Origin of the sequence: Mycolicibacterium sp. MU0053, assembly GCF_963378095.1 — a bacterium.
GTDB lineage: Bacteria > Actinomycetota > Actinomycetes > Mycobacteriales > Mycobacteriaceae > Mycobacterium > Mycobacterium burgundiense.
The window spans coordinates 49,217-72,029 of record NZ_OY726397.1; the positions used below are offsets into that span (position 1 = coordinate 49,217).

The 22,813-nt window shown below is 69.5% G+C and carries 24 protein-coding genes; 19 read left to right on the forward strand and 5 right to left on the reverse strand.

The window, feature by feature from the left end:
* Nucleotides 1-21: 21 nt before the first annotated feature.
* Nucleotides 22-492 (reverse strand): hypothetical protein, encoded by a 471-nt coding sequence (locus tag RCP80_RS00210; protein ID WP_308480431.1) that lies wholly within the window; start codon nt 490-492, stop codon nt 22-24.
* Nucleotides 493-668: 176 nt separating this feature from the next.
* Here RCP80_RS00210 and RCP80_RS00215 point away from each other — a divergent pair, with 176 nt between their 5' ends.
* A complete protein-coding gene (locus tag RCP80_RS00215) occupies nt 669-1,322 on the forward strand; it encodes a response regulator (protein WP_308480432.1) in 654 nt (217 codons plus the stop codon).
* 2 nt (nt 1,323-1,324) lie between these two features.
* Nucleotides 1,325-2,521: a sensor histidine kinase gene (locus tag RCP80_RS00220; protein WP_308480433.1), complete on the forward strand. Its 1,197-nt coding sequence runs from the start codon at nt 1,325-1,327 to the stop codon at nt 2,519-2,521.
* Nucleotides 2,522-2,584: 63 nt separating this feature from the next.
* On the opposite strand, the gene RCP80_RS00225 is transcribed toward RCP80_RS00220, so the two are convergent.
* Both RCP80_RS00225 and RCP80_RS00230 read right to left on the reverse strand, forming a co-directional pair.
* Nucleotides 2,585-2,968, reverse strand: a complete 384-nt coding sequence (locus RCP80_RS00225; RefSeq protein WP_308480434.1) for a type II toxin-antitoxin system death-on-curing family toxin — start codon at nt 2,966-2,968, stop codon at nt 2,585-2,587.
* On the reverse strand, nt 2,965-3,171 hold the full coding sequence (locus RCP80_RS00230; protein ID WP_308480435.1) for a CopG family transcriptional regulator: 207 nt from the start codon (nt 3,169-3,171) through the stop codon (nt 2,965-2,967). The genes RCP80_RS00225 and RCP80_RS00230 overlap by 4 nt, the downstream gene beginning before the upstream one ends.
* A gap of 145 nt (nt 3,172-3,316) precedes the next feature.
* Here RCP80_RS00230 and RCP80_RS00235 point away from each other — a divergent pair, with 145 nt between their 5' ends.
* Nucleotides 3,317-5,050 (forward strand): serine/threonine-protein kinase PknH/PknJ, encoded by a 1,734-nt coding sequence (locus RCP80_RS00235; protein WP_308480436.1) that lies wholly within the window; start codon nt 3,317-3,319, stop codon nt 5,048-5,050.
* 247 nt (nt 5,051-5,297) lie between these two features.
* On the forward strand, nt 5,298-6,869 hold the full coding sequence (locus tag RCP80_RS00240; RefSeq protein ID WP_308480437.1) for a serine/threonine-protein kinase: 1,572 nt from the start codon (nt 5,298-5,300) through the stop codon (nt 6,867-6,869).
* Nucleotides 6,870-6,875: 6 nt separating this feature from the next.
* On the opposite strand, the gene RCP80_RS00245 is transcribed toward RCP80_RS00240, so the two are convergent.
* Nucleotides 6,876-7,625 carry a helix-turn-helix domain-containing protein gene (locus RCP80_RS00245; protein ID WP_308480438.1) on the reverse strand — a complete coding sequence of 250 codons (750 nt, stop codon included), beginning with the start codon at nt 7,623-7,625 and terminating at the stop codon, nt 6,876-6,878.
* A gap of 139 nt (nt 7,626-7,764) precedes the next feature.
* Here RCP80_RS00245 and RCP80_RS00250 point away from each other — a divergent pair, with 139 nt between their 5' ends.
* The 6 genes from RCP80_RS00250 to RCP80_RS00275 all read left to right on the forward strand — a co-directional run bounded on the left by RCP80_RS00250 (nt 7,765) and on the right by RCP80_RS00275 (nt 11,608).
* Nucleotides 7,765-8,181: a WhiB family transcriptional regulator gene (locus tag RCP80_RS00250; RefSeq protein ID WP_308480439.1), complete on the forward strand. Its 417-nt coding sequence runs from the start codon at nt 7,765-7,767 to the stop codon at nt 8,179-8,181.
* 9 nt (nt 8,182-8,190) lie between these two features.
* Complete coding sequence (locus RCP80_RS00255) at nt 8,191-9,021, forward strand: C40 family peptidase (RefSeq protein ID WP_308480440.1); 831 nt, start codon at nt 8,191-8,193, stop codon at nt 9,019-9,021.
* Nucleotides 9,022-9,072: 51 nt separating this feature from the next.
* On the forward strand, nt 9,073-9,438 hold the full coding sequence (locus RCP80_RS00260) for a DUF4226 domain-containing protein (RefSeq protein WP_308480441.1): 366 nt from the start codon (nt 9,073-9,075) through the stop codon (nt 9,436-9,438).
* 73 nt (nt 9,439-9,511) lie between these two features.
* Nucleotides 9,512-10,990 carry a DUF4226 domain-containing protein gene (locus RCP80_RS00265; protein ID WP_308480442.1) on the forward strand — a complete coding sequence of 493 codons (1,479 nt, stop codon included), beginning with the start codon at nt 9,512-9,514 and terminating at the stop codon, nt 10,988-10,990.
* Nucleotides 10,991-11,000: 10 nt separating this feature from the next.
* Nucleotides 11,001-11,309, forward strand: a complete 309-nt coding sequence (locus tag RCP80_RS00270; protein WP_308480443.1) for a type VII secretion target — start codon at nt 11,001-11,003, stop codon at nt 11,307-11,309.
* Nucleotides 11,306-11,608 carry a DUF2694 family protein gene (locus RCP80_RS00275; RefSeq protein ID WP_308480444.1) on the forward strand — a complete coding sequence of 101 codons (303 nt, stop codon included), beginning with the start codon at nt 11,306-11,308 and terminating at the stop codon, nt 11,606-11,608. The genes RCP80_RS00270 and RCP80_RS00275 overlap by 4 nt, the downstream gene beginning before the upstream one ends.
* A gap of 4 nt (nt 11,609-11,612) precedes the next feature.
* Here RCP80_RS00275 and RCP80_RS00280 read toward each other — a convergent pair whose 3' ends face one another.
* Nucleotides 11,613-11,756, reverse strand: a complete 144-nt coding sequence (locus RCP80_RS00280) for a hypothetical protein (RefSeq protein WP_308480445.1) — start codon at nt 11,754-11,756, stop codon at nt 11,613-11,615.
* A 129-nt stretch (nt 11,757-11,885) separates the two neighbouring features.
* On the opposite strand from RCP80_RS00280, the gene RCP80_RS00285 reads away from it, so the two are divergent.
* From RCP80_RS00285 to RCP80_RS00325, 9 genes are all read left to right on the forward strand, one after another.
* Nucleotides 11,886-13,178, forward strand: a complete 1,293-nt coding sequence (locus RCP80_RS00285) for a DUF5631 domain-containing protein (protein ID WP_373693418.1) — start codon at nt 11,886-11,888, stop codon at nt 13,176-13,178.
* 88 nt (nt 13,179-13,266) lie between these two features.
* On the forward strand, nt 13,267-13,581 hold the full coding sequence (locus RCP80_RS00290) for a DUF2710 family protein (RefSeq protein ID WP_308480447.1): 315 nt from the start codon (nt 13,267-13,269) through the stop codon (nt 13,579-13,581).
* Nucleotides 13,582-13,762: 181 nt separating this feature from the next.
* Nucleotides 13,763-15,244 carry a type VII secretion protein EccB gene (gene eccB / locus RCP80_RS00295; protein ID WP_308480448.1) on the forward strand — a complete coding sequence of 494 codons (1,482 nt, stop codon included), beginning with the start codon at nt 13,763-13,765 and terminating at the stop codon, nt 15,242-15,244.
* 2 nt (nt 15,245-15,246) lie between these two features.
* Nucleotides 15,247-19,383 carry a type VII secretion protein EccCa gene (gene eccCa / locus RCP80_RS00300; RefSeq protein ID WP_308480449.1) on the forward strand — a complete coding sequence of 1,379 codons (4,137 nt, stop codon included), beginning with the start codon at nt 15,247-15,249 and terminating at the stop codon, nt 19,381-19,383.
* A gap of 64 nt (nt 19,384-19,447) precedes the next feature.
* The gene (locus tag RCP80_RS00305; protein ID WP_308480450.1) at nt 19,448-19,771 is read left to right on the forward strand and encodes a PE family protein; all 324 of its coding nucleotides are present in this window, start codon (nt 19,448-19,450) and stop codon (nt 19,769-19,771) included.
* A 21-nt stretch (nt 19,772-19,792) separates the two neighbouring features.
* On the forward strand, nt 19,793-20,998 hold the full coding sequence (locus RCP80_RS00310; protein WP_308480451.1) for a PPE domain-containing protein: 1,206 nt from the start codon (nt 19,793-19,795) through the stop codon (nt 20,996-20,998).
* Nucleotides 20,999-21,244: 246 nt separating this feature from the next.
* Nucleotides 21,245-21,583 (forward strand): hypothetical protein, encoded by a 339-nt coding sequence (locus tag RCP80_RS00315; RefSeq protein ID WP_308480452.1) that lies wholly within the window; start codon nt 21,245-21,247, stop codon nt 21,581-21,583.
* Between the two features lie 33 nt (nt 21,584-21,616).
* Entirely contained in the window at nt 21,617-21,901 is a 285-nt protein-coding gene (locus tag RCP80_RS00320) for a WXG100 family type VII secretion target (protein ID WP_308480453.1), read from the forward strand.
* A gap of 68 nt (nt 21,902-21,969) precedes the next feature.
* Nucleotides 21,970-22,806 carry an ESX secretion-associated protein EspG gene (locus RCP80_RS00325; protein ID WP_308480454.1) on the forward strand — a complete coding sequence of 279 codons (837 nt, stop codon included), beginning with the start codon at nt 21,970-21,972 and terminating at the stop codon, nt 22,804-22,806.
* The last annotated feature ends 7 nt before the right edge of the window (nt 22,807-22,813 follow it).

A 22,813-nucleotide genomic window follows, 5' to 3' on the forward strand; every position in this document is an offset into this window, starting at 1 on the left:
CGGCAGTTGCGGTGTCGGTACTTACGCCCGGGTCGCCTTGCGCCCCTGGGCGGCGTCACCGGCGGAGGCCTTCTTGCCGGCGGGGTCCTGCACCGAGGCCTTCGGCTTGACCGACGCGAGGTCGCCGGAGGCCTTCGGCTTGACCGACGCCAGCGCGGCCTCGGGCATCAGTGAGGCCAGTGCGGGGTCCTGGACCGAGGCGAGCTTGGCCTTGGGCATGAGGGAGGCCAGTTCCGGGCTCTGCACCGAGGCGAGCGCGGGGTCCTGGACGGACGCCAGCGCCGGGTCCTGCACGGAAGCCAGCTTGGCCCTGGGCATCACCGAGGCCAGCTCCGGGCTCTGCACCGAGGCCAGCGCACCGCCGTCGTGGGCCGGCTCGGTGCTCGCGTTGGCGATGCCGCTCAGGCCGACCGCGGCCGCGCCGAGGATTCCGGCGGAGACGACGGGGACGGCGATGTAGCTGGTGAAGCGGCGGATGATCTGAGTGCTCATGTCAATTCTCCTGTGTGAGTGTTGATTTGGTTTGCTGTTCCGGTGTGCTCCGGTACAACACAAACTGTGCCGTGTCCGAGGTTCGGTGTCTGTCGGGCGAATGGCCGTTGCGGGGGATGAATCCCGTGTCCGCCGATCGGGGGACACCCGGCGATTGCTTTGGAAAGCTATGCAGCATGGTTGGCGCGGAATTCAGCGAGAAGGTACGCGTCGTGGTGGCAGACGATCATCCCCTGTTCCGCGAAGGCGTGGTGCGAGCGCTCACTTCGAGCGGCACGGTGGACGTGGTGGCCGAGGCCGACGACGGGCCCTCCGCGTTGGAGATGATCAGGATCCATCTGCCGGCGGTGGCGCTGCTCGACTACCGGATGCCCGGCATGGACGGTGCGCAGGTCGCTGCCGCGGTCCGGCGCGACGATCTGCCGACCCGGGTGCTGCTGGTGTCGGCGCACGATGAGTCGCCGATCGTCTACCAGGCGTTGGAACAAGGCGCCGCCGGATTCCTGTCGAAGGAATCGACTCGGGCCGAGATCGTCGACGCGGTGCACAACTGCGCGAAGGGCCGCGACGTGCTGACATCGGGCCTGGCCACGGGTCTGGCCGGGGAGATCCGTCGGCGCAGTGAACCGGCGGGTCCGACGCTGAGTCCGCGGGAACGTGAGGTGCTCGGGCTCATCGCGGCGGGCCGCAGCATTCCGGCGATGGCCGAGGAACTATATCTGGCACCCTCAACGGTCAAGACGCACGTACAGCGGCTCTACGAAAAGCTCGGCGTCGGCGACCGTGCGGCCGCCGTCGCCGAGGCCATGCGGCGCAGGCTGCTGGAATAGCGGTGCTGGACTCCCCGGCGCGCGTCGTCGAACACCTGGCGGCCGAACCGGTCCGGGTATGGGCGTGTCTGCGGCTGCCGTTGATCGGCCTGATGATCCTGCGGATCTACCTCGCGGGCGTCGAGCACTGGCTGCCGGTGGTGTACGGCGTGGTGCTCGCGGCATATTGCGGAGCGGCGCTGGCGTGGTTGGTGTTCGTGCTGCGTGCCCCGGTGCCGCGGTGGGGCCCGTGGGTGTCGGCGGCCATCGACGTGCTCGCGGTGCTGGCGCTGTGTGTGGCCTCCGGTGGTGCCACCGCGGAGTTGCTGCCGCTGTTTCTGGTGCTGCCCATCTCGGTGGCGTTCCAGGACCGTCCGGCGCTCACCGCAGCCCTCGGAATCAGCACCGCCGTCGGCTATCTGGTGGTGTGGCTGGTGTTCTCCCTGCGCGACGACACCGTCGAGATGACGCGGGTGGTGTATGTCCAGTTCGGCTTCCTGTTGTGGCTGGCCGCCGCGACCAGCGCGCTGTGCTTCGTGTTGACGCGCCGGTCGAATCGTGTCGTCGCGCTGTTGGAGGTGCGACGCCGGCTGGTCTCGGAATCCGCGCGCGCCGAGGAGCGACAGAACCGGGAACTGGCCGAACATCTGCACGACGGCCCACTGCAGACCCTGTTGGCCGCCCGGCTCGAAATCGACGACCTGCGCGAGCGGATCCCGGACCCCGCGCTGGACATGGTGCACACCGCGCTGCAGGAGACCGCGGCGGGCATGCGCTCGACGGTCACGGCCTTGCATCCGCAGGTACTGGCGCAGCTGGGCCTCACCGAGGCGATTCGAGAGCTGGTGCGCCAGTACGACAGTCGCGGCGACTTCATCGCCGAGGCCGAACTGGAGGACGTCGGACGCCCGGGATGTCAGGCAGTGTTGTACCGGGCGGCACGCGAATTGCTGAACAACATCAGCAAGCATGCGTCGGCCACCATGGTGCGGGTGCAGCTGCTGCGCCGCGGCGACCGCATCGTGCTGTCGATCAGCGACGACGGCACCGGGTTCGATCCGGCGATCCTCGAACAACGCGTGGCCCAAGGTCACATCGGGTTGGCCTCGCTGATCGTGCGGATCGACGCCATGGGTGGGTCCATGGACGTCGACTCGGTGATCGGCCGCGGCACCACAATCACCGTGACCTCTCCCGCGGAGGTCTTAGTCAACCAGTAGCTCAAAAGAACTGAGCCTCGGGTGAACCCGCACGGACGAATTTTCTGAAAGACGAGTCCGGCTTCAGCCCTCCGAGTAGCTCCAGGCCCGTAACTGCTCGGCGATATCGTCGAGGGCGGGTTCGGCGCCCGTGGCAACCCGGATCACGAAGTCGAAGCGGTCGTCCTCCGGCGCGCTGATCCACTGGCCGTTGATCGCCAGGAACGTTCGACACGCCGTCCACGCCAGCCGCTTGTTTCCGTCCACCAGCGCATCGTTGCGGGCCAGCGAGTGCATCAGCGCCGCGGCCTTGAGATGAAGATCAGGATAGGCGTCCCGTCCGAACACCGAAGCGCGCGGACGCGCTTGCGCGGACTCGAGCAAACCGTAGTCGCGGACCGTGGCCTCTTCGCCGGTGGCGTGGCGGGCGATCTTCAACAGGTCGGCGACATCCAGGTACTCGATCATGCGTCCTTGAGACGGTCCAGAACGCCGGCCTCCTCCGTCACCACCCGCTGCATCGCGGAGTCGACCTTGCTCTCGTGTGCGCGTCGGGCGATGTACTCGTCGATCGCTGACAAAGCGACAGCCTGCATGGACCGGCCCTCGGCGGCGGCCTGCCGGCGCAACGCTTCGGTCTGCTCGTCATTGGTGCGCAGAGTCATAGCCATGACAGTGATGGTACCGAAGTGATACCACCGAGGAGTTGGCGCAGCCAGCCGCCGGCCGAGGGCCGCGGCGGTCCGCGATGTAGACGCCCGACGCCCGCTATCTTTGCCCTGTGACAGTTCGCACCGCACCCGGCGCCGTCGCCTGATGCTCTCGCCCGGGGATCTGGTGGCGGGGTACCGGGTCGAACGCGTGCTCGGCACCGGCGGCATGGGTGTGGTGTACCTGGTGGCCAACCCGGAGTTGCCGCGTCGCGACGCGCTCAAGGTGCTCTCCGCGGAGCTGTCCCAGGATCCGGATTTCCGGGCGCGTTTCACCCGCGAGGCCGACGTCGCCTCGCGGTTGGACCACCCCAACATCACCTCGATCTACCGCCGCGGCACCACCGAGGACGGCCAGCTGTGGATCGCGATGCAGTTTGTCGACGGCACCGACGCGGACGCCGCTTTGCGCTCGGGCACCATGACCACGCACCGGGCCGTGCACATCATCGCCGAGGTCGGCAAGGCGCTCGACTACGCCCACGCGCACCACGTCGTTCATCGCGACGTCAAACCCGCCAACTTCCTGCTGACCGGTCCGGTGGGGCCGGACGAACGAGTGCTGTTGTGTGACTTCGGTATCGCGCGTGCCCTCGACGACGCCGGCATCACCGTCACCGGGTCGGTGACCGCGACCGTGGCCTATGCCGCGCCCGAGGTGCTCTCCGGTCGGCCCATCGACGGGCGTGCGGACATCTACTCGCTGGGCTGCGCGTTGTTCCGGCTGCTCACCGGCAAGCCGCCCTACCACGACGCGGTCAGCGCGGCGGCGGTGATGACGGCGCATTTGCAGCGGCCGCCACCGCGGGTTACCGATCTGGCGCCGGGGCTACCGAGCGCTCTCGACGGCGTGATCGCCCGCGCGATGGCCAAGGATCCCGCCCAGCGATACCGCACCGCGGCGGACTTTTCGGGCGCCGCGGCCGCCGCCCTCGACGAGCGGACCGTCCCGGCACCGCAACGCCGGTTCGCGCCGCCCGCGCCGCCGCAGCCATCCCTGCCGCCGGCCGCGCCGCCCGCCGGTTGGGCACCGACCTACCCGCAGTACCCGCCGCACCCGGCGGCACCGGTGCGCCGCGGCCGGGTGCTGGGCGTCATCGCGGCGGTGATCGTGCTGGTGGCCGCCGGCATCGTTGGCATCACGGCGCTGTCGAATCGCGGTGGGGGACAAGCCGACACCGCGGCGCCGCCCACCACCACGACCACCACCACCACGACCACCACGACGACGACCACGCCGACGCGCCCGCCCGGCCCGCCGGTGTCCGCGTCCGCGTTGGCCGGACTGCTCAGCGCACCCGAGGAACTCGCGAACCTGGCCGGCGCGGCGGCCGTCACCATCACCGGCAGCGGCCCGGTGCTCTCCGACGATTCCGCGGCGGTGGACATCCAGGAGTGCGTGGGGGCATGGGTTCCGGTGCAGCGCAGCGTCTACGGCGATCAGGGTTGGAGCGCCGCGCAGCAGCAGATGTCCCGCAGCGCCAACGACGGCCCGCCCAGCCACACCATCACGCAGGCGGTGATCTCGTTCGCCGACGCGGCCGCGGCCGGCGCCTCGGTGCAGCGGCAATCCGAGCAGTGGGCCCAGTGCGCGGGACGGGTCATCACGGCCACCATGCCGGACTCGTCGGCGACGGTGCGCTACACGTTCGGCTCGCCGAGCACCGAGGACGGGGTGCTGTCGATGCGCGAGGCCCGCGAGGACGGCAACGGCTGGGGCTGTGAACGCGCGGTCGGCGCGCGCAACAACGTCGTCGCCGACACCATGGTGTGCCGGTACGACCCGGCCGGGCAGGCGGTCGCCGTCGCGCGGGCCATTCTCGACCGGGTGCCGACCTGACACAACCGGTCGCCGCCGAGCGATATCTCACGTTTGAATCCGAACGGACCGTCGGGCGTCCGGTGGTCATCGCGCGCGGGGCCGGCCACAGCAAATAAACGCCGGTGCTGGCGCTAACGGTGCGCCACCACAACAACTCTCGGCTGATTTTCGGTTTGTAAGGTGGAGGGTCGAGGCCGGGCTGCCACGCCCGCCGCGGGGGCCGATGGGCTCCCGCGATCCACACCGAAGTGAAAGGACTCTCCGCATGTCTTCCGCCAACGGTGGCGCCCGAGTGGGGACCCGGTTCGGGCCCTACGAGCTGCGGTCGCTGATCGGCGTGGGCGGCATGGGTGAGGTGTACCGCGCGTATGACACGGTCCGGGAGCGGATGGTCGCGGTCAAGCTGTTGCGCGCCGAACTGGCCGCCGACCCCAACTTCCAGGAACGCTTCCGCCGCGAGTCGCGGGTCGCGGCGCGGCTGCAGGAACCGCACGTGATCCCGGTGCACGATTTCGGCGACATCGACGGTGTGCTCTACATCGACATGCGCCTGGTCGAGGGTGCCAGCCTGAAGGAGGTGCTCAACCGCAGCGGCCCGCTGGAGCCGAAACGCGCGGCGTCGATCATCGCGCAGGTGGCGGCCGCGCTGGATGCCGCGCATGCCGACGGCCTGGTGCACCGCGACATCAAGCCCGAGAATGTGCTGCTCACCCGCGACGACTTCGCCTATCTCGTCGACTTCGGCATCGCCCACACCGGCGGCGATCCGGGCATGACGATGACGGGCATGGTGATCGGCTCCTGTGCCTACATGGCCGCGGAGCGGTTCAGCGGCAGCGGCCCCGTCGGCCCGCCGGCCGACATCTACTCGCTGACCTGCCTGCTCTACGAAACGCTGACCGGTCGGGCGCCGTTCGAGGACAAGGACCTGCGGCAGCTGATGAGCGCGCACATGTTCGCGCCGCCGCCGCGCCCCAGCCTGCAGCGCCGCGGGATCGCCCCCGCCTTCGACGACGTGATCGCAAAGGGCCTGGCCAAACAACCCGGCGACCGGTACTTCTCGGCCGGCGAGCTGGCCCGGGCGGCCACCACCGCGGCCGCGGCGCCGCCGGCGGAGCTCCCGATCGGGCCGCCGGCGCCCCCGCCCGCCCGTCCGACCAGCACCCGACAGTTCTCCACGCTGTATGAGAACCCGGCCGCGACGGGTTACACGCCCTATCCGCCGCCGCCGGCCGAACCGGCACCGGCGCCGCCGATCGCGCACAAGTCGCGGTTCAGCCGCACCCAGGTGGTGCTGGGGGCGGTGACAATAGTGCTGCTGGGGACCGCGGCGATCCTGGCCGCGCTGCTGATCAGCGGCGGCGGGGGCGCCCCGGAGCCGACCCGGTTGGCGGTGCCGCCTGCCCCCAGCACCACGACGACCAGCACCCCGACCACCCCGACCACCACGACCACCACCACGACCTCGCCGACCACGACCACGCCGACCACGACCACCTCCGCCGGGGCAGCGACGATGGCCGGGGCGGACACGCAGGGCTTCGTCGGCCATTCGGCCCGCTGCGACGCCGGGAGCTCGCCCGCGGCGATGATCCGCACGCCGCACTCCCTGGCCGTGATCTGCCAGACCGGTCCGAACGACTTCTACTACCGCGGCGAACGCCTGCGCGACGGCGCCAACCTCGAGCTGGCCGGCGCGACGCGCGCCGGGGGTGGATTCGACGCCGTCAACCCCGCCGACGGCGCGCGCTATCAGGTGCGGCCCGACGGGCTCACCATCATCAGCAGGGGTGGCGTCGATTCCGCGGAGCCGGCGCTGCAGTACGCCGGGGACTGACCGCGGCTATTCGGTCGCACCGGCGGCGCCGACGAACGCGCGGATCCGAGGCACCACCTGGGACGGAACGGCGGCCGCGCCGTTGCGGATCTCCCACATCTGCTCGACGGACAGCCCCAGCAGGTCGGCGACGACGGGCTCGGGCAGCCCGGCGGCGGCGCAGGCCCGGTCGAGTCGGGCACCGAGGCTGTCGCCCAGCCGCGCGAGCAGTGCCCGCCGGGTGGCCTCCAACGACCGCACATGTCGGAGCAGTCCGTCGCCCGGGTCGGCTCCGGAACCGACCGCGACCCGCCAGGAGTTCGCGGCCAGCAACTCGGCCTTGAGGCACTGCGCGATCACGGACCGGACCACGTTTTCGTATGCGGAATCGGAGGGCGGCGGGAGCCGGTCGATGACCGCGTGCAGCGCCTCGAGTTGCGCCTCGGCGTACTGCTCGAACACCGCGGCGTCGGTGCCCCGATCCACCACCACCGGCGCGGTCTCGCGCCGCGGAATCGTCGGCGTCGCCTCGGTGAGCCACTGCGCGATCTCGGCCTGCGGGTCCGCGGCGCCCAGGAGTCGCGCGTAGGTGCCCGGCGGCAGACCTAAACCGTTCTCAACCTTCTGAACTGTGCCTTTGTGGGGCTTTCGGGCGCCGCGCTCGAGATAACTCAGGCCCATGACGCTCACCCCGGTGGCCTCGGCGAGGTCGGCCAGCGACCAGTCCCGGGCTTCGCGGAGCGTCCGCAGCGCCGCGCCGGCGGCCACGCGGCTCACCAGAACGCTCCCGCCATGACGTGAATGCTACACAGCCACCATCCCCGAATGTATATACGTTTCCATCTACGTTTCTCTTGTCAGGATGCCCGTGTCGGTATACGCTTCCGTCACGTTTTCCATCGAGAGGAGCCGAACCATGACCGGAAACCCGTGTGCCGCCGACCCCGACCTGTGGTTCGGCTACTCGGACGACGACGAGGGCGCCGGCGCGGCCAAGGCGCGCAGCTACGAATCGGCGGCCCTGGAGGCCCGCGCGCTGTGCCTGCGCCGCTGCCCGCTGGCCCAGCAGCGCCAATGCGCGCGTCGGGCCGTCGAACACGGCGTGGAGTTCGGCGTCTGGGCCGGCATCAAGCTGCCCGGCAATCAGTACCGCAAACGCGGCGAACTCGCGCGTGCCCACGCCGTCCTGCGCCGGATCGCCGCCGGTGAGATCAGCGCCCGTCAGCTACCCGAAAACGCCGCCCTGTTGGAGCGCCGACAACACGCGGTGATCCCCGAGGTCGCCACCGTCTTTCACCTGACCCGCGCCGCCAGTGCGGTGTCTGCGGCCTGAGTCCCGACCATGACGGAGGTGGACGCCCTGGCGCGCGCGCACCAACTCTTCGCGGCCGCCACGGTGTCGACGGGCCCCGAACTCACCGCGCCTCGCGGTGCCGGCCCGGCCGGCGGCGCCTCCGCCCTGGGGACGGGCCGCAGCCTCGACCGGTACGGCCAGCAGGCCGGTTCCTCGGTCGCGGCGCTGCGGGCCGCGGCTCACACCGACCGGACGCTGGCCGCGGTGATCGCCGATGCCCGCCGCGACCATGCCGACGGCTACACCCGCACCGGGCGGGTCCTCGAGGCCGCGCGCGCCGATACCCGGATGCCGGCGGACTCCCCCGTCGCACAGCGAGAAGCGTTGCTCCGGAGGATCGCTCGGTTGCGGGCGCAGCACGGCCACGTCAGCGCCGCGCGCCGACGCGCGGCTTTGCGGATGGCCCTGCTGCGGGCATTGCGCTACCGGTTGCTACGCCGCGGGCTCAGAGCGGGCGGACCCAAGCTGGCCCCGACCAGCGGCCGCGCCGCGCTGGCCGTGCGCGCCGCGCTGTCCCGGCTCGGCCGCCCCTACGTGTGGGGCGCGACCGGGCCGGACCGGTTCGACTGTTCGGGGCTCATGCAGTGGTCCTACCGGCAGGCCGGAGTGGGGATCGGGCGCACCACCTACGACCAGATCGACGACGGGGTGGCGGTGCCGCGATCGCAGATCCGCCCGGGGGATCTGGTGTTCCCGCATTCCGGCCACGTGCAGATGGCGATCGGCAACGGCATGGTCGTGGAGGCCCCGCACGCCGGCGCGACGGTCAAGATCAGCCCGCTGCCGAACGATGTGGTGATCCGCCGACCGCTGCCGTGAAGGTCTCGGCGGTGAATTGTTGGCGACGTGGCACCCGAGTAACTTGAGGGCATGGCCGAGCCCGGAGGTAAAGCGGCGTCCGCGTTGGACGCCCGCCAGGCCGCCCTGCTGGCCCGCCACAACAGCGTGGCCAATGCCGATCGAGCGCTGGCCGCGATCGTCGCCGACGCGCATCAGGCCACCGTCGCCGCGCGAAAGCGGTTGGACGACATCGAGGCTGAGGTTGAGGCGCTGGTGAGCCAGCAGGACGAGTTCGCGCTGGACACCCCCGCCGGGATGCGCGCGGCCCACCGACTGTTGGCGACCAAACTGCGCGAGATCCACACGGTGGTCGCCGACGCCGCGACCGACGCCGCGGCGAAGACCGCGGTCCTCGACGAGTTGCTGACGCACTACACGGCCGAGCGCACCGAATAGTCCACCGGCGCAGCCAAGGTGAATTGTCGGCCCCGGTGACCCTGCGTACTGTCCGCGACATGGAGGCAGTCCGGTGACGACCCAGCGCGAGTTCCAGGACATCGTCTCGCGTCTGCACGCCGGCACCGGCGACCCGAACGCGTGGATGACGGGGCTGTCCCCGGCCGAGGTCCAGTCGGCGTTGTTCTACAGCATCGGGACCGACGAACCGGCCCTGAACCCGATTCTCGCCAAGATCCGCGCCAACCACCCGGGGTGGTTCGACGGGGCCGCCGCGGCGCCGACCCCGCCCGGCCCGACGGCCGGGGGCCAGCCCCAGACCGGGGCGGCCGCCACCGCCGTCAAGAAGGCCGAAAGCGATCTGGCCCAGCAGAACTCGGCCACCGCCACGTTGGATCTGATGGTGATCTCGGCCGTGCTGAACGCGCACGCGACCAGCACCGAGGGCGCCGAGACCCTGCGGGCCCTGCAACGCGAGATCGATGACGCGGTCCGGACCAGAACCGACCTCGACACCCCGGCCGGCGCCCGCGACTTCCAGCGGTTCCTGGTGGGCAAGCTGCGTCACATCGGCCGGGTGGTGGAGGAGGCCGGCCTCGACGACCGCTCGAAGGCGGCGTTGGCCACGGCGTGGACCGCGCTCTACGAATCCACCAAACGGGTCGACGACGCACCGCCCGCGCCGCCGCCCGACGAACAGGCCCCGGCACCGACCAAACCGGCCGCCGCGGCCGCACCGGCGCCCGAACTGCCGCCCTACGGGGCGGAGCTGCCGATGGACCTGATGGCGGACCCCTTCGCGGGCCTGCTGCCGCCCCCGAGCGCGCAGCCGGCCGTCCCGGCCGCCGCGAGCGTCCCGCCGTCCCCGCCCGCGGTGCCGGCACCGGCGCTGCCGTCGCTGCTGCCGCCGGCGCCCGGTGGCGGTCTACCGGGGGCCGCACCGCCGGGTCTGCCGTTGCCGCGGGGCGAGGATGCCGTCGGCGCGCTGCGCCCGCCGGGGCCGCAGGAGCCGAGTCTGGAGGCGCTCGAAGAGCTTTTGGCAGCGGAGGAGGCCGCGTTGGCGGCGGAGGAATCCGACGCCGAGCCGGACCGAGACGAGCCCGTCGAGGACGAGCAGGCCGAATCCGCGGTCGACGAACCAGAATCCAGTGTCGTCAAACTGCCCGACGGGGAACTGATCAGTGCTCCCACCCCCGCGTTGGCCAGGGTGCTGCGGGCCGCACTTGCCGGCACCGCCATCGTGGACGCGTTTCACCAGCAGGGGCTCGCCATCGCGCCGCCGGGCACGCCCGTGCCGGATCCGGTCGACCCGGCCAGGATCGGTACCGGGGACGTCGCGATGTTCACCGATCGCCAGGGACTCGCGTTGGACCGGCACCGGGCACTGCTCGACGGGCAGATTCGCCCGGTCGACGCCGTCAGCGGCCCCAGTTTCCTAGGCTGGCTGCATCCCCCGGCCGCCGACGACCCCGCGCCGCCGGCCACGACCCCGAACAGTTCGACCGCACCAGCACCGACCCGGCCGGCTGCCACGGCCCAACCCGCACGATAGGAAGAAGCTGATGGAGATCAACGTCGACCTGGAGAACCTGCGTGCGGCCGCCACTCACCACGCGCAGGCCGCCGAGCAGTTGCGCGTCGTGCCGCAGAACCACCCCGGGATCCAGGAAAGCCTGGACTCGCTGGGCCCGATATTCGCCGAACTGCGGGAGGCGGGCCGGGCGCTGCTGGAGCAGCGCCGCGCCTGCTACGAGCAGCAGGCCGACGACCACGTGGACATGGCCCGCTTCCTCGAGCACGCCGCGGCCAGCTGGGAGGCCCACGAGCGGGACGCCGCCGCGCAGATTCAGGCGGTCCGGGAAGATCGATGACCGAGCCGAATCCCGACTTCGATGCCGTACACCCCAGCGGGCACATCCTGTTCCGCAGCTGCCGCGGCGGCTATCTGCACAGTGTCGTGCTGACCGAACCGGCGATGTCCACCGACGCGGACACCCTGGCCGAGGCCATCCTGCGGACCGCCGAGGTGTCCTACCTCAAGGCGCTGATGGAGGTGCGGGCCGAGATCATCGCCGCCGGCCACACGCCCTCGGACGAGGTTGCGGGACCGGCGGAACTGGTGCAGGCCATCGAGCAACTGCGCGAGCATCGACTCAGCGCCGAGCGGTGACGACTCAACGCACCCAGGTGTCGACGGTGCCGGCCGGCGGAACGATGGCGGCTGGCGGTTCGACGGGATTGGCGCCGAACAGTTCCCGCGCCCGGGCGAGCAGGGCGCGAACCTCGTCCAGCTGTTGCTGCAGCACCGAATCTGCCATGGTTGCGACGGTACTCAGACCGGCAACGGCGCACAATTCAGCGCGCAGAAATGTGTGAAGTGACCTGCACAGCAACCCCAGTACGATTGCCCAGTGGCGATCTTCGGTAGGAGGACGGCGCGCCAGCGCATGCGCAGGGCATCTCAGCAGGCCCTGTCGATTCCTGCGTTCCGGACGCCGGTGGACTGCACGCCGTGGGTACTCGGTGGACTGTGGCCCGTTGAACTCAACCAGGTGAGCCCCGAAACCGCTTCGCTTGCAGAGTATCTCCGCAAGGATCTGCAGCGCATCGCGGATTCGGCGAATCAGAAGCTGCGGGAGATCAGCGAGGCACCACTGGAGGAGCCGGTGCGCCAGGCCGAGGAGGCCAGGGTCATCAACGTGGCCCGGGCGTTCGCGGTGCTGCGGGTGGAATCGACGATCCGGCACCTGCGCAAAGAGCCCCTCGGGTTTCAGCCCGAATACCTGAGTCTGGGGGTGGCACCCGAGGAGCCCACCCAGGTGGTCCGGCGCGCCGCGGCGCCTCCGGTGGAGACGACGATCGTGCTCGAGCAGCACGACCAACCGCCGGACCGCACCCCCGAGGCCGCGCCGGTTTCCGAGGCACCGGCAGCCGAGCCCACCCCGGCGCGCGTCGACCCCGAGCCGGTTCCCGACCCCGAACCGCCACCGCCGGTGCCGGTCCCGACGGCCGCGCCCACGCCTCGGCCGCGGCCGGCGCCCGTATCCGTACCGGCCCCGCCGCGGCCCGCCCCCCGGCCCGAGCGGAGCCCGGCCTCGCAGGTCGAGTCCGCTGAGGCGCGGCTGCGGCGGCTGATCGCCCACGTCGCCCGTCAGGAACCGGGACTGGCCTGGGCGGTCGGCGATCGCGCCGATGGTTCCACGGTGTTGGTGACGGATCTGGCGCACGGCTGGATTCCGTCCGGCATCGCCGTGCCCGCGGGGGTGGAACTGCTACCGCCACAACGCCGCCGCGGAAACCCCACCGCTCTCATGGGTCCCACCGAGCGCAACGTCACCTACCGTCCCGGCGACGCATTCCGGCCGATCACCGAGCTGGATGTGACGGCGTCGGACCCCCACGTGCGCGCCGCCGAACCGGTGCCGGACCTCGGCTGGCAGCTCACCGAGGCCACGCATTGGCGCGACGGGCTGCCGCGAATGGTGCACACCATGGCCAAGGCCGGTGCGGCCGGCACCGGGGTTGTCGACGCGGAATTGGACGTGCTGCGGGTGCACCTCGATACCGCCCGCTACCAGTTGTTTGCGCAATATCCGGACGTGACCGACCGGCTGTTCTGTAATTGTCTGCTGCTGGCCGCGACCGAGGCGATCGCCGGTGGGGATCCGGTGGCGGCGAACTACCATTTTGCCTGGTTCCTCGCGGTGACGGCCGCCGACGGGAGCGGTTGGGCCCAATAGCCCTAATCCTGGGGTTATTGGTGACTCCTGAGGTTTGGGTCCGCGAAGTGAATTGACGTTGCTGGGTGGCGCTCTCCATACTGTGTCGGTGTCGGGGCCCCAGGGTGCGGAGGAACGTGCCGACAAGGCTCTGGTCGACGCGGTTCTCCGCGAGTTGAGTGAAGCGGCTGACAAATGGGAAGCGCTCGTGGAAGAGGCCGAGCGGATAACTTTCACGGTGGATTTGGGGGATATTCATGCGGTTGCCAACGCCGACGGAAAGCTCGTGCAGTTGAACCTGCATCCGCGAGCCACCGAATACTCGCATGTCGAACTCGCCGACCGACTCAACCTGGCATTTGCCGCGCTTCGCGACGAAGCGGAGGCCGATAACAGTGCCAGGTACGGCGGCAGCCTGCGCTGATGGGGACGCAGCGCGCCGTGTGCCGCACTGGTGCCCATTCCCGGGCCGGGTCCTGCCCGGCCCGAATTTTGGTGTCACGGGGGGTGTTCGGGCGCGGATATCGTAAGCAGGCAGCCGATGCGCGACCGTTGCGCAGTTCGGTGGCAGGGCATGCGGACGATCCGCCGGAAGGACTTCAACCGTGCCGCTGAATTTGTCGAACCGGGACCAGAACTCAGGTCACCTCTTCTACAACCGCAGGTTGAAGGCGGCGATCACCCGGTTCTCCGTGCGGATGAAGCACGACGATCGCAAACAGCATGCCGCGCTGGCGTTGTCGATCGTGTTCGTCCTGATCGGCGTCGGCTGGATGGCGCTGCTGCACTTCCTGAAGCCGGCCGGACTCGTCGGCGAGTCCAGCATCATCGGGGACCGGGAGACCGGTGCGGTCTACGCCAAGATCGACGGCCGGCTCTACCCCGCGCTTAATCTCACCTCGGCGCGGTTGGCCACCGGTTCCAACGCGGCCCCGACATGGGTGAAATCCGCTGAGATACGGAAGTTTCCGACCGGTCCGCGCATCGGGATCCCCGGCGCCCCGGACGACCTGGCGGTGACCGGCGGCGGCGTGTCGGCGTGGTCGGTGTGTGACACCGCGGCGGCCCGCGGTTCCGCGGCCGGACCGGTGGTGACCTCGATCGCGGGGCAGCTGTCCCGCTACGGGCGCGCCGCGGCGATGGAACCGAATCAGGCCGTGCTGGCCACCCACGGCGGCGCGACCTACCTGGTGTGGAACGGGCAGCGCTCCCGGATCGACCCCCGCGATCGGTCGCTGACGTTCAACCTGGGTCTGGATCCGGGCCAAACCTCCCCCATCGCGATGTCCAATGCCCTGTTCGACGCGCTGCCGGCCACCGAACCCCTGGTGGTCCCGGCCATTCCCGAGTTGGGCCGGCCGTCGCGCTGGCTGCCCGAGGTTCCGGTGGGCACCGTTCTGCAGAGCAAGGACGCCGCGGGCACGGTCAGCGGCTTCTACGTGCTGTTGCCGGGCGGCGTGCAGAAGATCAGCGCGTTCGTCGCCGACCTGTTGCGCACCGCGGTGTCTCAGACGTCGGCCGCGCCGCTGCTGGTGACCCCGGACAAGCTGGTGGGCATTCCCGATGTCAGCGAACTCAACATCGGCTTCTACCCGAGTGCGCGCCTGAACTTCATTGACACCGACGCCAATCCGGTGACCTGCGTGGGGTGGGAGAAGATGGCCACCGACCGGCAGGCAGGAGTCACCGTGTTCAACGGCAAGGGCCTGCCGGTGTCGCCCAGCATGGACTCGCATCTGGTCAAGCTGGTCCGGGACGATCGGCATCCGGATTCGGTGGTGGCCGACCAGATTCTGCTGTTGCCGGGCGCCCCCAACTTCGTCGCCACCACCAGCGGTGTCGTCACCTCGGATACCCGGGAAAGTCTGTTCTGGATCTCCCCGCAGGGGGTCCGGTACGGAATCAGTTGGGATGATCAAACTTTGAACGCCATCGGGCTCAATCCGGGCAGCGCTGTGCAGGCACCGTGGCCGATCATCCGGACCTTCGCGTCGGGTCCGGCGATCAGCCGCGAGGATGCACTGCTGGCCCGGGACACCCTGCCCAGCGGGGGAACGGCCGCACGCATTCCAGGCATGGGAGGGTAACGATGTCCAAACGGGGTTTCGTCCGGGCACCGCGTAAGCCGGCACCATCGGTGCCGCCGGCCCGCGTCGCGGTCAACGCGCCGCTGGAGTTGCCCGAGCGCGAACCGCGCAACATCCTGCTGATGATCGCGATCCCGGCCCTGCTGGTGGGCATCCTGGGAATGCTGGTGGTGATGTACACCTCCGGGGCGCGCTCGATGCGGGGCGGCTTCTTCCCGATGATCGGCCTGATCGGGTTTGCGGCAATGATGTTCAGCGGCCGGTTCGGCCGCGCCCGTAAGATGACTTGGGGCGAGCAGGAGAAACAACGCCGGATCTACCTGCGCCAGCTCGACGAGGACCGCGACGAGATCCAGCGCGCGGCCCACGATCAACGGCACAGCCAGCTGTTCGTCCACGGCGACCCGCAGCAGTTGGACACCGTGATCGGCGGTCCGCGGATGTGGGAGCGGCGCAACACCGACGTCGACTTCCTCGATGTCCGCCTCGGCATCGGCGTCCAGCAATCCAGCGAATCGGCGGTCTCGCTGCAGTGGCCCGAGGTGCCGGTCGGCGAGGAACTCGAGCCCGTCACCGGGCGCGCCCTGCGCGACTTCATCCTGGAGCAGAGCAAGATTCGCGGCATCGGCAAGGTGCTGAGCCTGCGGTCCAAACCGGGGTTCAGCTTTCTCGGGCCGGAACCGGACGAGCTGCGCAGCCTGATGCGGGCCGTGCTGTGCTCGCTGGCGGTGTACCACAGTCCCAGCGATCTGAAGATCATGGTAGTCACGCGGCATCCCGAGGCCTGGCAGTGGGTGGTGTGGCTGCCGCACAACCAGCACGACGAGATGTTCGATGCGTGCGGACTGCGACGGTTGGTGTTCGCCTCGCCGATGGACCTCGAGGTCGCCCTCGATGCCGAACTGCACCGCAAGGGCCGCGGCCCCTGGGCGCCGCCGTCGGGCAGCAGCCCGCTGTCGATGCCCTCGCCGATGGAGGCGACGGGAGGCTCGGCCCTGGGCCCGCACTGGGTGATCATCGACGACAGTGTGGGCACCCCCGAGCAGTGGGAGGGCATCACCGGCCAGAAGGGCATGGCCGGAATCACCGTGCTGCGGTTGGCGACCCGCCCCGGCGTCGGGGTCGGGTTCGCCGAGCAGGACGAGCGCTTCGAACTGCGGGAAGGACGCCTGCGGCATCGCGAGGCCTTCTACGCCGTGGCCGACATGCTGGCCGAGAGCACCGCGGACCGCTATGCGCGCGCGATCGCCCGCTGGTCGCCGACCACCGCCGGCGAGCTTTCCGAGACCGACAGCCAGGGCGGCGAGTTGCTGCGGCTGCTGGGCATCAGCGACCCACGCAAACTCGAGGTGGACCGGCTGTGGGCGGAGAGCCGCGGGCGCGGCGACCCCAAATGGGGCATGGTCCCGGTGGGCGTGCGCCCCAACGGGGAGCTCGAACACATCATCCTGCGCGCCAAGGACTTCGGTGGCTACGGCTTCCACTCGGTGGTGATCGGCACGTCGGGTTCGGGTAAGTCGGAGTACTTCCTGTCGTTGTGCAACGGGATCGCGTTGACGCATTCGCCGGAGACGTTCATCGTCATCTTCGTCGACATGAAGTTCGAATCGGCCGCCCAGGACCTCGAGGGCCTGCCGCACGTGGCCGGCTCGCTGTCGAACCTGGGCAAGGACGACCGGCATCTGGCGGAACGGATGCGCAAGGCGATCAACGGTGAGATCGCCCGTCGCTACCGGCTTTTCAAGGACGCCGGTGCGCGTGACGCCAACGAGTACGAGGAGATGCGGCTGGCCGGCCGGGATCTGGAACCCGTGCCGATCCTGCTGGTCATCATCGACGAATACCTCGAACTGTTCCACCACCATCAGGACTGGATCGACCTCGTCATCCACATCGGGCAGGAAGGCCGCGGCTGTAACGTCTTCTTCACGCTCGGCGGGCAGCGACTGGACTTGTCGTCGCTGAGCAAGGCCAAGAGCAACATCGCCTTCCGGGTCGCGCTGCGCGCCGAGACCGCCGAGGATTCGCGCGACGTGATCGGCAGCGACGCCGCCCTGCACCTGCCGTCGCAGAAGAACGGCTACGCGCTGTTGAAGGTGGGCCCGCGCGAACTCGAACAGTTCCGCTGCTTCTACGTGTCGGCGCCGTTCGTGTTGCCGAAGAAGACCAGCACCGTCGACAAGACGGTGGACCTGAGCTTCGGTCAGCCGCGCGCCCTGACCTGGGAGTACCAGCCGCTGTCCGAGGAGGACAGTGCGGCCCTGGCGGTCGCCGACGATCCCGAGGAACCCGACGAATACCTATATCACGCCGACGGATTCAAGAAGAAGAAACTACTGGAGGTCATCCGGGACTCGCTGCTGGCGCACCCGGCGCGGCCTCCGCATCGGATCTGGCTGCCGCCGCTGGAGGAGTCCGAGTGCGCCGACGCGCTGGTGCAGCGGTTCCGGGGGCGGCCCTGGCACGTCGACTACGGCCAGAACCCCGGGCTGGTGATTCCCGTCGGCGTGGTCGACATCCCCGAGGATCACCAACAGAACGTGCACGTCCTCGATGTCGAGATGGACAACGTGATGGTGGTGGGCACCGCGCAGCGCGGCAAGTCCAGCACGCTGATGACGTTGATGATGTCGGCGGCGCTGATGTATCGGCCGGATCGGGTGACGTTCTTCTGCATCGGCGCCACCCTGTACGCGATCGAGGATCTGCCGCACGTTGCCGGCGTGGTCAGTGTGACTGACACCGAAGGGGTTTCGCGCACCATCGCCACCCTGGAGGGTTTGATCCGGGCCCGCGAGGCGGCGTTCAAGCACTATCAGATCGATATCTCGGAGTTCCGCGAACGCCGGTTCGGCGCCGCCGGTGGCGGCGGAACCGACCCGGACGACAAGTTCGGCGACGTCTTCCTGGTGGTCGACAACTTCGGTGACCTCTACGAAAAGGACATGGCCCTCGGCGACCGGGTGATCGCGCTGGCCCGGCAGGGCCTGTCCTACGGGGTGCACGTGATGACGAGTAGCAACGGGTGGCTGGTCGGACAGCGCCAGGCCCTGGTCGGGGTCTCGAACGCACGAATCGAGTTGCGGCTCAGTAACCCCGACGAGACCGCGATGAACACCGGCATCGAGCACCGCAAGGCGGCTCGGCGGGTGCTGGACCGGCCCGGCTTCGGTATCACCCGCACCAGCCACGAACTGTTGGTGGGCATCCCGGAGATCACCGGCCCGGGCGGGGAGCGCATCGGCACCCGCCAGGTGGGCCGGGTCATCGCCGGGGTGACCGGCGCCGATCGCGTCGAGGCCCTGGTGCGGCTGCCCGATCGCGTCGGCCTCGGCGAACTCGTCACCGCACACCGGGCCAGCCCGGCCGCCGTCGACCCGTGGGCGATCCCGTTCGCGCTCGGGGAGACCGCACTGCAGCCGGTGACTCTCAATACCCGGGTGTCGCCGAACCTGTTGGTGGTGGGGCGGCAGGGCTGCGGCAAGACCTCGACGCTGGCTGCCGTCGGGCAGTCGGTGATGGCCGCGCTGTCGCCCGAGCAGGCGCAAATTATCATCATCGACCCCAAGACCAGCCTGATCGGCAAGGTGCAGGGCCCGCACGTGCGCGCCTACGCCTACACCGCCGAGGACGTCGACCAGGTGCTCGAATCCCTGGCCGCCGAGTTGCAGGACCGGCTCCCGCCGTCCGGACTCAGCCAGGAGGAGTTGCTGAGTCGGACGACATGGCAGGGTCCGCACTATTTCGTGCTGATCGATGACGAGCAGGAGTTGCGCCCCTCCGGCGCGGTGCTGGGCAAGCCCGCGGCGGTGGGTCCGCTGCTTCCGCTCATCGAACGCAGCCGCGAAGTCGGCCTGCACATCGTCGTGTCTCGTTTGCCAGGAAACTGGGCCGGTGCATCGGCGATGAACCCGCTGATGCAGCGGCTGACCAGTTCCCGGACGCCGACGCTGTTCATGGACAACGATCCGACCGTGGTCAAGGTCTACGGCCGGATCTCCGCGCAGCAGTTGCCGCCCGGCCGGGGTCAGCTGGTCTCGACCGAGGGTGAGATCGAGGGGGTGTTGGTGGGCTTTCCGGACCCCGCCACGTCCACATCCGCAGAAATAACGTCCGCACCACAGCCCAGCACACCTTAGGATCATCGATACCGCAGTTGACGGGGTGCGGGGGAAACCTCAGCAACAACAGGAAGGTAATGCCATGACGAACCCGATTGTCGATGTCACGCCACCCATGGTCGGTTTGTCCGCGGCCACCGAGGCGGGCGTCGCCGCCGCCCAGGGGGCCAGCGCGGGGGCCGCCTCGGCGGCGCTGCTGGGCATCTTGGAGATGGCCGGCGATGTCACTTCGATCGCCTTCGCCAACGCCCTACGGGCCTCCGGCGCGGCCTACGTCGCCGCCCTCACGGAACACACCGTGCAACGTGGCATGTTTGCCGGTGCGCAGGGGATCGCGGGTGCCACCTTCGAGGCGACCGAGACCGCGCGCAGCGCCGCAGCCGCCCTGACTTCAGCGGTGTTGTAGACCCGGTCGTCAGGGGGACCAATGATCGACCCAGGCTGGGCGATACGCACGCCCGACCAGAATGATTTGCTGCTCAAGGCGGCCCCGGGGGGCCTCCCGAGCATGATGGCGGCCCTGGCGGCCTACACCGCCGAGATGGCGTCCACCGAGACCGCCGCGGGTGTATCGACGTCGAACATGTTGGCGCTCAGCGCCGAGTTCCAGGGTGCGACCAGCGTGGCCTCGACCGCCACCGTCACCGGGATCAACACCGTGGCGCATCTGCTGTTCGGGTGGCTCGCGGAGAAGCCCCCGCTGATCGGGACCGCGGTCAACGCGTTCACCACGGCCTATTCCTCGATGATCCCGGCCGCACTGTGCGTGCTCAACCGCGAGGAGTGGGGGATGTTCAACGCACTGAACACGGTCCTGCCGGGCATGTTCGTGATCCCCATGGCCGACCGGGACCGCGAGTACTTCGGCCACTTCTGGCCGAACAATGCCAGTACCGGCGCCGCCTACTCGGCGACGTTGACCTCCCTGATGCCGTTGTTGGCGGTGCCGCCGCCGATCACGCCGCAGAACGCGGCCCCTGCCATGCCGGCGGCCGCGGCGTCGGCGATGGCGGAGACCGCCGCCACGACCGCGGCCGGCGACGCGATGCGTGCCTCCAGCAAGGCGGCCGGTCAATTCTCCTCGGCCGGCGGCAACGGCGCGGGATCGTTCATGGATGTCGCCCAGAACGCGCTCGGTCCGGCTCAGAAGGCGTTCGACGCGCTGCCGCAGGCCTTCGAGGGCATCCTCGGAATGCCCACGTCGATGATGCAGCCCGCGATGTCGGCGGTGCAGGGCTTGACCGGAATGTTCGGCGGTTCGTTCAACGGAGCCAATGCGGGCGCCGCCGGGGACGCGATCCGGCCCGGCGGGGCGGGGATGCCGGGCGCCGGTGGACTCGGCGTGGCCACCGGCGGTGGCGGCGGCGGCATCGGATCCCCCGCTGCCGCACAGGGTATGACGAGCTACGTGCGTCCGGCGAGCGGTTTCGCGCCCGAGAACGGCGGCCGCGCGACGGGGCTGCGATCCCCGGGGCTGCTCAACGCGACGGAGATGCGCGGGCCGGCGATGGCGGGCGGCGGCGCGATGCCGATGGGACCGGCCGGCATGCTTGCCCGTGGCCAGGGTGAGGGCGGGCAGGAACAGGTGACCCGCGCGCGCATCGTGACCGAGGGGGACCGGGACAGAACCTAGCCGGGAAACCAGCAGCAGCGCGTCCGACCGCACCCGAGGGAGATAGCCAGCGGAGTGGGGTTTGAGGCGGCTGTTTACCAAATCCCACCATTCACACTGATCACAGGGGTGGAGACTGGGCCCCATCGCGGTTACACTCCAGCAGTCGCATTTGCTAATTGGTGAAGTGACACCGTCCGGAATGCACTTAGACTCACATTTACGTCCCCACAAGCGGGGGGAATAACCAAAGGGAGAGGGACAGAAATGGCATACGAAGTCGGCGGGCAGGGCACGATCGATGTACCCCCGGAGCAGTTGCGGGAGACCATGAACTCGGTGGTCTCGGCCATCATGCAGAGCGGAAACCTGAGCAATGACTGCATCAACCTGATTCAGGATCTGGTGGGCGGGGGCGCATTCCGGGGCCCCGCGGCCGTGATGGCCGGCCAGACCATGAATGAGATCAATGAGGCCATGCAGAAGATCCTCACGCACGGCACCGCGCTGGCCGAGCACCTCGGCGATACCGCTGACTTCATGGACAACAACGAAGGGGATTCGGCCGCTCAGATCCAGGCCGTCCTCGGCAGCATGGCCCGCTAGCTCCCCACCGCCTGATACTTCCAAGGAGACAAGATGACTCAGATCACGTACAACAAGGCAGCCATCGCGGAGGCCGCCGACCGGGTGATTCACAACGCCGCCGGGATGGGCGACGACTACACCGACGTCCACAACCGGACCAGTGCCCTGCTCGGCGAGTTCTCCGGCAAGAACGCCGTGACCTACGCCGAGCATCAGACCCAGTTCATGCAGGGTTTCGAGAGCCTGATCGAAACAGTGATGCAATTCGGCGCGACCGTGCACGCGGTGTTGGGCAATGCGACGGCCACCGACGTGACGCTGGCCAGCAGGATGTGACCTGACAAATCGACCGGTGGGGTGCGCGCCTAGGTGCGCACCCCACCGCATGTCCGGGGGAGAGACTCATGCTGACCACCACGATCGATGGACTCTTTGTCCTGCAAGTGCTTTCGGGCATCGAGGTGCTGGCGCCCGAGCTCGGGCTGCGGCCGCACCTGCCCAGTGTCGAGAGCAAGGAGGCGGCGCTGGAGCTTCCGATCGCGGCCGAGCTGCGGGAGCAGGGCGTCATCGACGAAGCCGGTGGTGTGGACGGGCCGGTGCTGGAATGGCTCACGGTGGTCGCCCGGCGCGACGTCGCACTGCTGCTGCACGTGCTGACCCCGGATCACGACGGCCAGCCCAGGCGAGTGCTGCTGGCGCGGTACGCGCAGTGGTGGGTGGCCCTGGAACGCACGGATCATCTGATCCGACTCAGTCCGGCCGGGACCGCGACGGCCGAAGGCACCGCGAGCACCGTCGTCACCGACCAGCTCAACCGGCTCTGCGGCAGCCAGGCACCGGCCCCGCTGCGGCCGGTGACCCTGGATGCGGCAGCGCTGGTGGAATCCGTACAAGACCGCGACGGGTTGCGGCGCTACCTGATGACGCAGTCCCTCGACGCCGACCAGATCCGGCTGCTGGTATTGGCCGGGGACCCAAGCCAATCGGCGCAGGCGTCGATCGCGGCCGTGCAGTCGGGGGTGGCGACCGAATCGCCGACCCGGGCGGTCAGCGGCGCCGACTCGGCGGCCATCGTGGACACCCCCGAGGGTCGACTGGTCTACGAGACCATCCGGCGCGACGGCAAGAAATGGCTCTTGGTGAGTCCGGGTACAACGAAGTGTATTGCCGATGCCGTGGGCCAGATCCTGCGCGGACTCCCCGCCAGTGCTGACTGGTATTCGTACCGAAAGGTTGTGTAAGTGAGTA

Bases quoted from the DNA above. Each gene is read 5' to 3' on its own strand.
- RCP80_RS00285 (WP_373693418.1), top strand. From the start codon at position 11,886: ATGCGCAGGGCATCTCAGCAGGCCCTGTCGATTCCTGCGTTCCGGACG.
- RCP80_RS00255 (WP_308480440.1), top strand. From the start codon at position 8,191: ATGACGGAGGTGGACGCCCTGGCGCGCGCGCACCAACTCTTCGCGGCC.
- RCP80_RS00270 (WP_308480443.1), top strand. From the start codon at position 11,001: ATGGAGATCAACGTCGACCTGGAGAACCTGCGTGCGGCCGCCACTCAC.
- eccCa (WP_308480449.1), top strand. From the start codon at position 15,247: ATGTCCAAACGGGGTTTCGTCCGGGCACCGCGTAAGCCGGCACCATCG.
- RCP80_RS00280 (WP_308480445.1), bottom strand. From the start codon at position 11,756: ATGGCAGATTCGGTGCTGCAGCAACAGCTGGACGAGGTTCGCGCCCTG.
- RCP80_RS00225 (WP_308480434.1), bottom strand. From the start codon at position 2,968: ATGATCGAGTACCTGGATGTCGCCGACCTGTTGAAGATCGCCCGCCAC.
- RCP80_RS00275 (WP_308480444.1), top strand. From the start codon at position 11,306: ATGACCGAGCCGAATCCCGACTTCGATGCCGTACACCCCAGCGGGCAC.
- RCP80_RS00260 (WP_308480441.1), top strand. From the start codon at position 9,073: ATGGCCGAGCCCGGAGGTAAAGCGGCGTCCGCGTTGGACGCCCGCCAG.
- RCP80_RS00230 (WP_308480435.1), bottom strand. From the start codon at position 3,171: ATGGCTATGACTCTGCGCACCAATGACGAGCAGACCGAAGCGTTGCGC.
- RCP80_RS00215 (WP_308480432.1), top strand. From the start codon at position 669: ATGGTTGGCGCGGAATTCAGCGAGAAGGTACGCGTCGTGGTGGCAGAC.
- RCP80_RS00325 (WP_308480454.1), top strand. From the start codon at position 21,970: ATGCTGACCACCACGATCGATGGACTCTTTGTCCTGCAAGTGCTTTCG.
- RCP80_RS00315 (WP_308480452.1), top strand. From the start codon at position 21,245: ATGGCATACGAAGTCGGCGGGCAGGGCACGATCGATGTACCCCCGGAG.
- RCP80_RS00310 (WP_308480451.1), top strand. From the start codon at position 19,793: ATGATCGACCCAGGCTGGGCGATACGCACGCCCGACCAGAATGATTTG.
- RCP80_RS00235 (WP_308480436.1), top strand. From the start codon at position 3,317: ATGCTCTCGCCCGGGGATCTGGTGGCGGGGTACCGGGTCGAACGCGTG.
- RCP80_RS00320 (WP_308480453.1), top strand. From the start codon at position 21,617: ATGACTCAGATCACGTACAACAAGGCAGCCATCGCGGAGGCCGCCGAC.
- RCP80_RS00305 (WP_308480450.1), top strand. From the start codon at position 19,448: ATGACGAACCCGATTGTCGATGTCACGCCACCCATGGTCGGTTTGTCC.
- RCP80_RS00250 (WP_308480439.1), top strand. From the start codon at position 7,765: ATGACCGGAAACCCGTGTGCCGCCGACCCCGACCTGTGGTTCGGCTAC.
- RCP80_RS00240 (WP_308480437.1), top strand. From the start codon at position 5,298: ATGTCTTCCGCCAACGGTGGCGCCCGAGTGGGGACCCGGTTCGGGCCC.
- RCP80_RS00210 (WP_308480431.1), bottom strand. From the start codon at position 492: ATGAGCACTCAGATCATCCGCCGCTTCACCAGCTACATCGCCGTCCCC.